13 protein-coding genes are annotated in these 13,152 nt (G+C 44.6%); 12 read left to right on the forward strand and 1 reads right to left on the reverse strand.

Features of this window, described 5'->3' with window-relative positions; translation table 11 throughout:
* Nucleotides 1-4 precede the first annotated feature (4 nt).
* From ACYQ5K_RS06625 to ACYQ5K_RS06655, 7 genes are all read left to right on the forward strand, one after another.
* Entirely contained in the window at nt 5-277 is a 273-nt protein-coding gene (locus tag ACYQ5K_RS06625; protein WP_173687654.1) for a hypothetical protein, read from the forward strand.
* Between the two features lie 126 nt (nt 278-403).
* Nucleotides 404-1,177 carry a phosphoribosylformimino-5-aminoimidazole carboxamide ribotide isomerase gene (gene hisA / locus ACYQ5K_RS06630; RefSeq protein WP_459777391.1) on the forward strand — a complete coding sequence of 258 codons (774 nt, stop codon included), beginning with the start codon at nt 404-406 and terminating at the stop codon, nt 1,175-1,177.
* A 115-nt stretch (nt 1,178-1,292) separates the two neighbouring features.
* Nucleotides 1,293-3,860 carry a preprotein translocase subunit SecA gene (secA, locus tag ACYQ5K_RS06635; protein WP_173687652.1) on the forward strand — a complete coding sequence of 856 codons (2,568 nt, stop codon included), beginning with the start codon at nt 1,293-1,295 and terminating at the stop codon, nt 3,858-3,860.
* 51 nt (nt 3,861-3,911) lie between these two features.
* A protein-coding gene (gene prfB, locus ACYQ5K_RS06640) for a peptide chain release factor 2 (protein WP_173687651.1) occupies nt 3,912-5,022 on the forward strand; the annotation gives its coding sequence in 2 pieces (ribosomal slippage) (nt 3,912-3,986 and nt 3,988-5,022; 1,110 coding nt in all).
* Nucleotides 5,015-5,455 carry an ACT domain-containing protein gene (locus ACYQ5K_RS06645; protein ID WP_008374505.1) on the forward strand — a complete coding sequence of 147 codons (441 nt, stop codon included), beginning with the start codon at nt 5,015-5,017 and terminating at the stop codon, nt 5,453-5,455. Before prfB ends, ACYQ5K_RS06645 begins: the two co-directional genes overlap by 8 nt.
* An 8-nt stretch (nt 5,456-5,463) precedes the next feature.
* On the forward strand, nt 5,464-6,681 hold the full coding sequence (locus tag ACYQ5K_RS06650; RefSeq protein ID WP_459777392.1) for a homoserine dehydrogenase: 1,218 nt from the start codon (nt 5,464-5,466) through the stop codon (nt 6,679-6,681).
* Between the two features lie 26 nt (nt 6,682-6,707).
* Complete coding sequence (locus ACYQ5K_RS06655) at nt 6,708-7,916, forward strand: aspartate kinase (RefSeq protein WP_173687649.1); 1,209 nt, start codon at nt 6,708-6,710, stop codon at nt 7,914-7,916.
* Between the two features lie 68 nt (nt 7,917-7,984).
* Here the strand turns inward: ACYQ5K_RS06655 and ACYQ5K_RS06660 are convergent, their stop codons facing one another.
* Nucleotides 7,985-8,434, reverse strand: coding sequence for a CYTH domain-containing protein (locus tag ACYQ5K_RS06660; protein ID WP_173687648.1), 450 nt, complete (start codon nt 8,432-8,434; stop codon nt 7,985-7,987).
* 132 nt (nt 8,435-8,566) lie between these two features.
* Between ACYQ5K_RS06660 and ACYQ5K_RS06665 the strand changes: the two genes are divergently transcribed.
* The 5 genes from ACYQ5K_RS06665 to clpX all read left to right on the forward strand — a co-directional run bounded on the left by ACYQ5K_RS06665 (nt 8,567) and on the right by clpX (nt 13,098).
* Nucleotides 8,567-9,118 (forward strand): DJ-1 family glyoxalase III, encoded by a 552-nt coding sequence (locus ACYQ5K_RS06665; protein ID WP_459777393.1) that lies wholly within the window; start codon nt 8,567-8,569, stop codon nt 9,116-9,118.
* On the forward strand, nt 9,108-9,788 hold the full coding sequence (locus ACYQ5K_RS06670) for a hypothetical protein (RefSeq protein WP_459777394.1): 681 nt from the start codon (nt 9,108-9,110) through the stop codon (nt 9,786-9,788). Before ACYQ5K_RS06665 ends, ACYQ5K_RS06670 begins: the two co-directional genes overlap by 11 nt.
* Before the next feature lie 83 nt (nt 9,789-9,871).
* Entirely contained in the window at nt 9,872-11,158 is a 1,287-nt protein-coding gene (gene tig / locus ACYQ5K_RS06675) for a trigger factor (RefSeq protein WP_173687645.1), read from the forward strand.
* Nucleotides 11,159-11,198: 40 nt separating this feature from the next.
* A complete protein-coding gene (clpP, locus tag ACYQ5K_RS06680) occupies nt 11,199-11,783 on the forward strand; it encodes an ATP-dependent Clp endopeptidase proteolytic subunit ClpP (RefSeq protein WP_008374523.1) in 585 nt (194 codons plus the stop codon).
* A gap of 64 nt (nt 11,784-11,847) precedes the next feature.
* Complete coding sequence (clpX, locus tag ACYQ5K_RS06685; RefSeq protein WP_008374524.1) at nt 11,848-13,098, forward strand: ATP-dependent Clp protease ATP-binding subunit ClpX; 1,251 nt, start codon at nt 11,848-11,850, stop codon at nt 13,096-13,098.
* The last annotated feature ends 54 nt before the right edge of the window (nt 13,099-13,152 follow it).

Genomic DNA, 13,152 nt, shown 5'->3' on the forward strand with positions numbered 1-13,152 from the left:
CAACATGCAATATCTAAAAAGAATGGCTCTGGTTTTTACCTGTGTGATGCTGATGGGAGGAATTACAGCGTGTGGAAATGGTGATAACGCTGCAAATCCGGATACGAATACTGGTGGAACAAATCAGAACGGAACGGTAAATGATGTCACAAACGATATCGGAGATGGTGTTGACGATGTAGTGGATGATGTGGAAGACGGAGTCGATGATATGACCAGAAACAGGACAGATGACCGGAATGTAAATGATAATCATACAATAGATGGTCAGGAATAGGGAAAAGGCAAGACTTTGCGGAAAAGTCTTGCCTTTTTTGCAGACAAAAGGTGGTAAAGTGTCCGTGGGTGTGATACAATATGACGGTATGCAAAGACGAGATCAACAGAAAAAACGGAGGACTTCATGAAATTTCGACCATGTATAGATATTCATAACGGTGCAGTCAAGCAGATTGTGGGTGGCAGCCTGAAGGATGCGGGAAATGCAGCGGTAGAAAATTACATATCCAGACAGGATGCAGACTATTATGCGACAATGTATAAGAAAGACGGACTTACCGGAGGACATATTATTTTGCTGAATCCGCCGTCGTCGGAATACTATGATGCGACAAAGGCGCAGGCGCTGAAAGCACTACATGCCTACCCGGGCGGAATGCAGATCGGCGGAGGGATTACTGCAGAAAATGCTGCAGAGTATCTGGAGGAAGGAGCAAGTCATGTGATCGTTACATCCTATGTATTTCAGGATGGACAGGTGCGGTATGACCGGCTGGACCGGCTGAAAAAGGCAGTAGGAAAAGAGCATTTGGTACTGGATCTCAGCTGCCGGAGGCGGGAGGACAGTTATTATATTGTGACCAACAGATGGCAGACATTTACTGAGCTCAGACTGATACCGGAGGTTCTGGAAGAGCTGTCCGGATGGTGTGATGAATTTCTGGTTCACGGGGTTGATGTAGAAGGAAAAGCATCTGGTACAGAGGAGGATCTGGTCAGGATGCTTGCAGAGTGGAACGGACTTCCGATCACCTATGCCGGCGGAATTGGAAGCATGGAGGATCTGCGGGAGTTTGTACGGATCAGTGGGAAAAAGCTGGACTATACGATCGGCAGTGCACTGGACCTTTTTGGCGGTAAGATTCCGTATGCCAAGCTGACAGAAGCGGTGAAATAAACTGATTGAAGAATAAAAGAAATGGTGTTACAATGGATACTGTCTATCTATAGCGGAAAAAAGCAAAACGCTTCAGACAGAAGTGATAAGCAAGGAATATAAGGAGCTTAATAAAATGGGAATTATTGAAAAGATATTTGGAACGCACAGCGAACATGAATTGAAGCGGATCTACCCGATCGTGGATCATATTGATGCGCTGGAGCCGGAGATGCAGAAGCTCTCCGATGAGGAATTAAAAGAAAAGACGAAAGAATTCAAGGAGAGGCTTGCAAAAGGAGAGACACTGGATGATCTTCTTCCGGAAGCGTTTGCTGTTGTAAGAGAGGCAGCTGTCCGTGTACTTGGAATGCGCCACTACCGCGTACAGATGATCGGTGGTATCATCCTGCATCAGGGACGTATTGCTGAGATGAGAACTGGTGAAGGTAAGACCCTGGTATCGACTCTTCCGGCTTATTTAAATGCGTTAACCGGAGAAGGCGTGCATATTGTAACAGTCAATGACTATCTGGCAAAGCGTGATGCCGAGTGGATGGGAAAAGTCCATGAATTTCTGGGACTGACTGTCGGAGTTGTCCTGAACCAGATGGATAATGACGAACGTAGAGAACAGTACAATTGCGATATTACTTATGTCACCAACAATGAACTTGGTTTTGATTATCTGCGTGATAACATGGTCATCTATAAAGAACAGCTGGTACAGCGTGGAATGAAATATGCGATCATCGATGAGGTCGATTCCGTTCTTATTGATGAAGCAAGAACACCGCTTATCATTTCCGGGCAGAGTGGAAAGTCAACCAGACTTTACGAAGCATGTGATATTCTGGCAAGACAGCTGGAGAGAGGTGAGGCAAGCGGGGAATTCTCCAAGATGAATGCGATCATGGGAGAAGAGATCGAAGAGACCGGAGACTTCATTGTCAATGAAAAAGAAAAGAACATCAACCTGACCGAAGACGGTGTGAAGAAGGTTGAGAAGTTCTTCCATATTGAGAACCTTGCTGATCCGGAGAATCTGGAGATCCAGCACAACATCATTCTGGCACTGCGTGCACATAATCTGATGTTCCGTGACCAGGATTATGTAGTAAAAGATGATGAGGTTCTGATCGTTGATGAATTTACCGGACGTATCATGCCGGGACGCCGTTATTCTGACGGACTTCATCAGGCAATCGAAGCAAAAGAGCATGTAAAGGTCAAGAGAGAAAGCAAGACTCTGGCTACCATTACATTCCAGAATTTATTTAATAAATATGAGAAGAAATCCGGTATGACAGGTACAGCCCTTACCGAGGAACAGGAGTTCCGTGACATTTACGGAATGGACGTTATTGAGATTCCGACGAATGTTCCGGTACAGAGAATTGACTTGGAGGATGCTGTTTACAAATCAAAGAAAGAGAAATTTAACGCAGTTATTGATGCGATCTGTGAAGCACATGAAAAAGAACAGCCGGTTCTGGTTGGTACGATCACGATCGAAACTTCCGAGCTCCTCAGTAAGATGCTCAGTAAACGCGGCGTAAAACATAATGTACTGAATGCCAAGTTCCATGAACTGGAGGCTGAGATCGTTGCACAGGCAGGACAGCATGGGGCTGTTACGATCGCAACCAACATGGCAGGCCGTGGTACAGATATCAAGCTTGATGAAGAATCAAGAGCAGCCGGCGGACTGAAGATCATCGGTACAGAACGTCATGAGTCCCGCCGTATTGACAACCAGCTGCGTGGACGTGCCGGACGTCAGGGCGATCCGGGAGAATCCAGATTCTATATCTCTCTGGAGGATGACCTGATGCGTCTGTTTGGTTCCGAGAGACTGATGGATGTATTTACCAAGCTTGGAGTAGAAGAAGGAGAACAGATCGAGCACAAGATGCTTTCAAGTGCGATTGAGAAGGCTCAGAAGAAGATTGAGAGCAACAACTTTGGTATTCGTAAGAATCTGCTTGAATATGACCAGGTAATGAATGAACAGAGAGAGATCATCTATGATGAAAGACGCAGAGTCCTTGACGGTGAGAATATGAGAGATTCTATCTTCCATATGATCACAGATTTTGTGGAAAATACCGTCGATGCCAATCTTTCCGAGGAACAGGATTTTGAAGAATGGGATCTTGGAGCAATGAACCGAGACCTTCTGGATGTGATTCCAACGCTTCCGCCGGTTACGGAGGAAGATGCAAAGGATAAAGAGCCAAAAGAGATCAAGCATCTCCTGAAAGAACGTGCTGCAAAAGCATATGAAGAAAAAGAAGCACAGTTCCCGGAAGCAGAGCATCTGCGTGAGGTAGAGCGTGTGTTCCTTCTGCGTGTGATCGATGCAAAATGGATGGATCACATTGATGATATGGATCAGTTACGTCAGGGAATCGGTCTGCAGGCTTACGGACAGAGAGATCCTCTGGTTGAATACAAGATGATCGGATATGATATGTTCGGTGAAATGACACGTGCAATCGAAGTGGATACAGTCAGACTTCTCTTCCATGTCAATGTAGAACAGAAGGTTGAAAGAGAACAGGTTGCAAAAGTAACCGGTACCAATAAAGATGACAGTGTTGCAAAGGGACCAAAGGTACGTGCCGAGAAAAAGATATATCCAAATGATCCATGCCCGTGTGGAAGCGGCAAGAAATACAAACAGTGCTGCGGAAGAAAATAAAATACGACAGTTTGGGTTTTTATATAATTTTATGAGATTTGAGGTGATACAGTGGTTGAATTAGACGGATTTAAGCAGACATTAAATGCGTATGAAGAACCCCTGAAGGAAATGAGGGATTCACTTTGACCTGGCAGGCAAAGAAAAACGGATTGAAGAGCTGGAAAGAAAGATAGAAGAACCAGGGTTCTGGGACAAGACAGAGCTTTCACAGAGGATCATGAAGGAACTCCGGAAAATGCAGGACTGTGTGAAGGAGGTCCAGGATCTGGAAAGTTCATATGAAGATATCAATGCACTGATCGAACTTACGGAAGAGGAAGAAGACCGGGAGATGATCAAAGAGATCCAGCGTGAGATCTCTAAATTTGAAAAAGAATTTGAAGATCTCAGGATCCGGACACTTCTTTCCGGGGAATATGATTCCTGCAATGCGATCGTGACACTGCATGCAGGAGCCGGAGGAACAGACAGCTGTGACTGGGCAAATATGCTGTATCGTATGTATACAAGATATGCACAGTCAAAAGGATTTCAGATAACCGTGCTGGACTATCAGGACGGAGATATTACCGGACTGAAAGGAATCACGTTTGAAGTAACGGGAGATAATGCATATGGCTATTTTCAGTCAGAAAAGGGAGTGCACCGTCTGGTGCGTATTTCTCCGTTCAATTCAGCAGGCAAGAGGCAGACATCTTTTGCATCCTGTGATGTGATACCGGATATTGAAGATGATATTGACATTGAGCTGAATGATGACGACCTGCGGATCGATACCTACCGTTCGAGCGGAGCCGGAGGACAGCATATCAACAAGACTTCGTCTGCGGTGCGGATTACGCATCTTCCGACAGGAATCGTAGTGCAGTGTCAGAATGAACGTTCGCAGCTTTTTAATAAGGACAAAGCGATGCAGATGTTGAAAGCCAAGCTGTATCTTTTGAAAAAGCAGGAGCAGGAAGAAAAGGTATCCGGCATCCGGGGGGAAGTCCAGGATATCAATTTTGGAAGCCAGATCCGATCCTATATTTTACATCCTTACAATCTGGTCAAGGATCACCGTACCGGAGAAGAGACCGGAAATGTAAGTGCAGTTCTGGATGGGGAGCTGGATCCATTTATCAATGCTTATCTGAAACAGAGGAGTAACAATGGATAATACAAAGTACTATGTGGTAAAGAAAAAAGCAGTGCCGGAGGTGCTCATAAAGGTTGTCGAGACAAAGAGACTGCTCGCAACCAGACGTGGAATGACGATTCAGGAAGCGACAGAAGAGATCGGTATCAGCAGAAGTTCTTTCTATAAATATAAGGATGATATTTTCCCATTTCACGAAAATGAAAAAGGAAGGACTGTTACGATGGTTATTCAGCTTGATGATACACCGGGAGTTATGGCAGAGCTTTTAAACGCGGTGGCAAGGTATCAGGCGAATATCCTGACCATTCACCAGAGTATTCCGATCAACGGGGTGGCAACACTGACGCTCAGTGTGGAGGTGCTGCAGACAACAAAGAATCTGTCGGAGATGGTGGAAGAGATTGAACAGCATTCAGGTGTGCATTATTTGAAAATCGTAGGCAGGGAGTAGACAAAAAGATGAAGATTGCAGTATTGGGTTATGGTACCGTAGGTTCTGGTGTGGTAGAGGTTCTGGATGTAAATCAGAAGCTGATCGCGTCACGGGCAAAAGAAGAAATTGAAGTTGAATATGTGCTGGATCTGAGGGATTTCCCGGGAGATAAGATCCAGGAAAAGATTGTTCATGATTATGAGATTATCCTGAATGATCCGGAGATTGGAATTGTAGTAGAAGTGATGGGCGGTGTGGAACCGGCGAATACCTTTGTCAGAAAAGCACTGGAAGCAGGAAAAAGTGTCGTGACATCCAATAAGGCGTTGGTTGCCAAACATGGATCCGCGCTTCTTAAAACAGCACGGGAAAAGAATGTGAATTTCCTTTTTGAAGCAAGTGTGGGAGGGGGGATTCCGATCCTCCGGGCACTTGGATCATCCCTGACAGGTGATGAAATCGAAGAAATCGCAGGAATCCTGAACGGAACAACCAATTACATGATGACCAGGATGTTCTATGAGGGAGCGAACTATGAAGAGGTTCTCCGTGAAGCACAGAAGAATGGATTTGCAGAGGCAGATCCGACTGCTGATGTGGAAGGACAGGATGCATGCCGGAAAATCGCGATCCTTGCATCGATCATCTCAGGAAAATATGTAGATTTTGAAGAAATTTATACCGAAGGTATTACAAAGATCACAACAGAAGATATGCAGTATGCAAAGGCTCTGGGAATGAATATCAAACTTCTTGCTGAATGTAAGCATGTGGATGGAACTCTTTATGCGGGAGTTGCACCGGTGCTTCTTCATGCAGAACATCCGCTTTACAGTGTGAACGGTGTATTTAATGCCGTATTTGTAAAGGGGAATATGCTGGGAGATGCGATGTTCTACGGAAGTGGGGCAGGAAAGCTTCCGACTGCGAGTGCGGTTGTGGCTGACATTGTGGCAGTTGTACAGAATCAGGGCAGAGATATCATGAATTTCTGGAGCGAAGAAAAGCTTACATTGGAAGACAGAAGCAAGACCAGCAAGAAGTTCCTGGTGCGAATCCGTGGAAATGTGGATGCGTTCAAAGAACGAATCGGCAATGATTTTGGTGAAGTCAGATTTGTAGAGGCAGGAGTCAATGGAGAATTTGGTTTTGTCACACCGGTGATGACCGAGGGAGAATACGAGGAAAAAGCAAAAGCTTATCCGGAAATCCTGCATATGATAAGAGTAGAAGAAGAAGTCTAAAAATGCAGGAACTGTAGGAGGAAATTATGCTAGTAGTTAAGAAATTTGGCGGCAGTTCAGTTGCAGATAAAGAGCGGATCTTTAATGTAGCAAGACGCTGCGCAGAAGAGTATCAGATGGGGAATGATGTGATCGTTGTTCTCTCCGCAATGGGAGATACAACAGATGAACTGCTTGAGAAGGCGGCCGAGATCAATCCGTACCCATCAAAACGAGAACTTGATATGCTCCTTACCACGGGAGAACAGGTATCTGTAGCACTGATGGCAATGGCACTTCAGTTTTTGAATGTTCCGGCAATCTCGTTGAATGCATTCCAGGTAAAGATGCATTCTACGGCGCGGAACGGAAATGCGAGATTTAAAAGAGTGGATACAGACCGTATCACCCACGAACTGGAGAACCGCAAGGTCGTGATCGTAACCGGATTCCAGGGAGTCAACCATTATGGAGACTATACCACACTTGGAAGAGGTGGATCCGATACGACAGCTGTGGCACTTGCGGCTGCAATGCATGCAGACAAATGTGAGATCTATACAGACGTAGACGGTGTTTACACTGCAGACCCGAGAGTGGTACCGAATGCGCGTAAAATCGAAGAGATCACCTACGATGAGATGCTGGAGCTCGCAACATCAGGGGCAAAGGTTTTACATAATCGTTCTGTAGAGATGGCGAAAAAATACGGGGTTGAGCTGGTTGTACGTTCCAGCCTGAACACAGAAGAAGGAACCCTGGTCAAGGAGGTAGCAAAGGTGGAAAAAATGTTAATTACCGGCGTTGCGGCAGATAAAAATACAGCGAGAATTTCAGTAATGGGTGTAGAAGACAAACCAGGTACTGCATTTAAGATTTTCAATACACTTGCAAAGCATAATATTAACGTAGATATTATTCTTCAGTCAGTTGGACGTGACGGAACAAAAGACATTACATTTACTGTATCACAGGATGATCTTAAAGAGGCAATGGAAGTTCTGGAAGCCAGAAAAGAAGCCCTTACGATCAGAGAGATGAATTACAACGAAAAAGTTGCAAAGGTATCGATCGTAGGAGCCGGAATGCTCAGCAATCCGGGTGTTGCTGCGACCATGTTTGAGTCACTTAGCAATTCCAATATCAATATCAATATGATTTCTACATCAGAGATCCGTATCACGGTTCTGATCGATGAAAAAGATGCAGACCGTGCATTGGTTGCAATCCATGACGGATTTGGTCTGGAAGACTAATAAAAAGAATGTGGTCGTAAATGTACCGGATGGTGCATTTGCGGAAGAAAAAAGGATTGGGAAATTTCTCAATCCTTTTTCTGACTCAGTGTACTGTTATGATATTTGCTGGAAAAGGTGACATCCTCACCGAACCAGTCCGGCGGGGTAAAGGAATTGGCCTCTTCTTCGGAAGAAAATTCGACTTCGGCAAGGAGCAGCGGGGCGAGATCACCGGCGAAGACATCAAGCTCGATCATGAGATGATCTCCGTAAGGGATGCAGTAGCGCTCTTTTGTGATAATGCGTCCGTCTGCCTTTTCGAGCAGATGGTGGTAGGCTTCCTTGGTAAGAGGAAGATTGTATTCTTCACGCATCATCAGACCTTTGGATTTGTAGGTCAGGATGTAGTCATCAGCATCCCTGCGGACACGGACAACCGGTTCGGTGCAGAGATAAGCCTGCTCAAGTGTGCGGTGAGGATAAGCCTCAAGGTGATCCGGAAGCTTATGGATCAGATATTTGCGTTCGATTTCCATGGGAAAGTCCTCCTTATACGTTCATTAACAGTATAGCGGAGTTTTTCAGGGGAGACAAGGCAGAAAGTTGCCATTTTTGCAGGCTTCTGTTACAATGGGGAACATCAGGAAAAAGAAAGGATGGACAGGATTATGAGTGAAGTATGTGTATTTCTTGCAGATGGATTTGAAGAGATTGAAGGACTTACGGTTGTTGATCTTTTAAGAAGAGCCGGGATTGAGACCAGAACCGTTTCCATCATGGGACGGGAAGAGATCCGGGGGGCACACGGAATTATAGTAAAAGCAGACAGCCTGTTTGAAAATACAGATTTTTCAGAGGTGAAGATGCTGGTACTTCCGGGAGGGATGCCGGGAACAATCCATTTAAAAGAACACAAAGGTCTTGAAGAGCTGATCTTAAAACATAATGAAGAGAAAAAATATCTGGCTGCAATCTGTGCGGCACCGACCGTATTTGGCGGGATGGGAATCCTGAAAGGAAAGAAGGCAATCTGCTATCCGGGAATGGAAGAAGGACTTACCGGAGCGGAAGTTACCTGTCAGTCGGCAGTGACAGATGGACATATCACAACCAGCCGGGGACTTGGAACCGCGATTGATTTTGCACTTGCGCTGATCAGAGAGCTGCGGGATAAAGAAAGCGCAGATACCATTTCAAGGCAGGTAGTCTATGAACGATAGTTTCCGGAAAAAGAGAAAAGCAGGCAGTGAGTTTCTGGCAGTGCTGCTTTTGGTCACACTGCTTGCCGGATGTGGGATCAATGAAGGAAAGGCAGAAAAATATGTGCAGGCGAACCTGGATCTGACTTTTCAGGGACAAACCCAGGAAGCAAAGGAAATCCTCGGAGCATCAGACAGCGATCTGAAGAAGGTCTATGAGAACGGGATCAATGCTTTTGTCCAAGACTATCTGCTAAATGGTGTGGAGACGGAAAATGACTTTTCTGAGACATATGGTGTATTGATCAAAGAGATCTTTAGTTCCGTCCGTTATCAGGTAAGTGGTGTGAAAAAAACGGGGAGTAAGACCTGTGAGGTGACAGTAAAGTACCAGCCGGTGGATGTATTTACCCGCTTCATGCCGAAGCTGAAGGAAGAGTCCGAGAAGATCCAGGCAGACAAAGATGCAGGAAAGTACAGCGGAACAGATGAAGAAATCAAAGAGGCAATGGTGCTGGATTATATGACCGGTGCATACAGCCTTTTAAGAAGTTCTTATCTCGATATGCAGTATGGAGAGAAGCAGGAATATATCTTTACCGTGACGCAAAAAGGGCGGAATACCTGGTCGATCGGTGATGAGGAATTAAATGGCTTTATAGAACGAATTTTAGAGCTTGATAAACTGTAGAAGTTGTGCTATACTTGTAAAATGATTGTAATGTAGATAAGTCTGTCGACTTTTTGCATATGTAAATTTAGGAGGAAATGGTAATGAGTTTACAAGTTGAACAGTTAGAACACAATATGGCGAAACTCACAATCGAAGTTTCAGCAGAAGAATTAGAAGGAGCACTTCAGAAAGCATACCAGAAGCAGAAAGGCAGAATCAATGTTCCTGGATTCCGTAAAGGAAAAGTTCCGCGCCAGCTCATCGAAAAGATGTATGGACCGGAAATCTTCTATGATGATGCAGCAAACGCTCTGATTCCGGAAGCATATTCAAAAGCATACGATGAAAGCGGACTTGAGATCGTATCTCAGCCGAAGATCGATGTAACACAGATCGAAAAAGGAAAACCGTTCATCTTCACAGCTGAAGTAGCTACAAAGCCGGAAGTAGAACTTGGCGAATACAAAGGAATCGAAGTTCCGAAATATTCTAACCGCGTAACACAGAAAGAAATCGACGCTAAGCTTGAGGAAGAACAGCTTAAGAACGCAAGAACAATCACAGTAGAAGGACGTCCGGTACAGGATAAAGACGAAGTTGTTCTTGACTTTGAAGGATTTGTAGACGGAGAAGCTTTTGAAGGCGGAAAGGGAGAAAATTATCCGCTGACAATCGGTTCAGGATCTTTCATTCCGGGATTTGAAGAACAGCTGATCGGTGCAGAACCGGAAAAAGAAGTTGAAGTTAAGGTTACATTCCCGGAAGATTACCATGCAGAAGACCTCAAAGGAAAAGAAGCTGTATTCAAATGCACAGTTCATGAGATCAAAGCAAAAGAACTTCCGGAGCTTGATGATGAATTTGCTTCAGAAGTATCAGAATTCGATACTCTTGATGAATTAAAAACTGATATCAAAGCTAAGATCAAAGAGCAGAAAGTAAACGATGGTAAGAGAGCACAGGAAGATGCAGCTGTAGATGCGATCATCGAATCAGCTAAGATGGATCTTCCGGAAGCTATGGTTGATACACAGGCAAGACAGATGCTTGATGAATTCGCTCAGAGAATGCAGCAGCAGGGACTGACTCTTGACCAGTACATGCAGTTCACAGGCATGACAGCTGACAAGATGATGGATGAACTTCGTCCGCAGGCTGAGAAGAGAATCAAGACAAGACTTGTTCTTGAAGCAATTGCAAAAGCAGAAAACATCGAAATCACAGATGAAAAATTAGACGAAGAGATCGCTAAGATGGCAGAAGCTTACCAGATGGAAGCTGACAAGCTTAAGAGCTTCATGGGCGACAAAGAAAAAGAACAGATGAAGCAGGATATGGCAGTTCAGGAAGCAATTACATTTGTAGTTGACAATGCCGTAGAAAAATAAGTATCTGTTTCATACTTTAATATAGCAGGAGGAGTGTTACATGAGTAGTTTAGTACCTTATGTCGTTGAACAGACAAGCCGTGGAGAACGCTCTTACGACATTTATTCAAGACTTTTAAAAGACAGAATCATTTTCCTGGATACCGAAGTGAATGATGCATCAGCGAGCCTGATCGTAGCGCAGCTGCTGTTTCTGGAAGCAGAAGATCCGGAAAAGGATATCCAGTTTTATATTAACAGTCCTGGCGGATCGATTTCAGCAGGTATGTCGATCTACGACACTATGAATTACATCAAATGTGACGTCTCTACGATGTGTATGGGAATGGCTGCAAGTATGGGAGCTTTCCTTCTCGCAGGCGGAGCAAAGGGAAAGAGATATGCCCTTCCGAATGCAGAGATCATGATTCACCAGCCTTCAGGCGGTGCACAGGGTCAGGCAACCGAGATTGAGATCAATGCACAGCATATTCTGAAGATCAGAGAAAGAATGAACAGATTGATGGCTGCAAATACAGGTCAGAGTTATGAGACAATTTGTGCAGATACGGAAAGAGATAACTGGAAGACTGCCGAAGAAGCTTTGGCATATGGATTGATTGATAAGGTTATTACAAGCCGTTAACGGGAAAAGGGAATGTCCTTATTGGGACATTCCCTTTACGTGTAAAAAAGTGCGAGGTAAGAATATGGCAGGAAAATATGAAGAAATCGTAAGATGTTCTTTTTGCAATAAACCACAAAGTCAGGTACGCAAGATGATCGCCGGACCAAACGGGGTGTTTATCTGCGACCAGTGCGTGGATGTATGCACTGAGATCATTGAAGATGAACTTGGTTATGAAGAAGAAAATGCATATGATGATATCAATCTTCTGAAACCGGAAGAAATCAAGGCATTTCTGGATGATTATGTGATTGGACAGGACGAAGCGAAGAAAGTACTTTCTGTTGCGGTATATAATCACTATAAGCGTATTATGGCAGAAAAAGATCTGGGCGTGGAGCTTCAGAAGAGTAATATCCTGATGGTAGGACCGACAGGATGCGGTAAGACTTTTCTGGCACAGTCTCTCGCAAAAATTCTGAATGTACCGTTTGCAATTGCAGATGCAACTGCGCTTACAGAAGCAGGATATGTCGGAGAAGATGTAGAGAATATTCTTCTTAAGATCATTCAGGCAGCAGATGGTGATATTGAACGTGCAGAGCACGGAATTATTTATATTGACGAGATTGACAAGATCACAAGAAAATCTGAGAATCCGTCGATTACCCGTGATGTATCAGGAGAAGGTGTTCAGCAGGCACTTCTGAAGATCCTGGAAGGTACAATCGCAAATGTACCGCCACAGGGTGGACGTAAGCATCCGCAGCAGGAGATGATCCAAATCGATACCACCAATATTTTATTTATCTGCGGTGGAGCGTTTGAGGGAATAGATAAGATCATAGAGAACAGAATAGATAAGAAATCCATTGGATTTGAGGCACAGATCGCGCAGCGGCATGAGGAAGATATCGACCGGCTTCTACAGCAGATCCTTCCACAGGATCTTGTGAAGTTCGGACTGATCCCAGAACTTGTAGGACGTGTGCCGGTAACTGTATCCCTGGAACTTCTGGATAAAGAAGATCTGATCCGCATTCTGACGGAACCAAAGAATGCGATCGTAAAACAGTATCAGAAGCTTCTGGAGCTGGATGATGTGGAACTGGAATTCGACAAAGAGGCGCTGGAGGCGATTGCTGAGACTTCCCTGAAGCGTAAGACAGGAGCCAGAGGACTCCGTGCGATCATGGAAAATGTAATGATGGATATCATGTATAAAGCACCGTCTGACGAGAATCTGAAATACTGTCTTGTGACAAAAGAGGCAGTACTTGGGGAGAAAGCACCGAGTACAGAAAAGATCGAAGCAAGACCGGAAAGTGCATAAGAAAATCAGACGTATGGAAATGGGTGCTGACGGTTAAGACCAGAAGCATCCATT

The sequence above is a fragment of the Allocoprococcus similis genome, assembly GCF_054660775.1.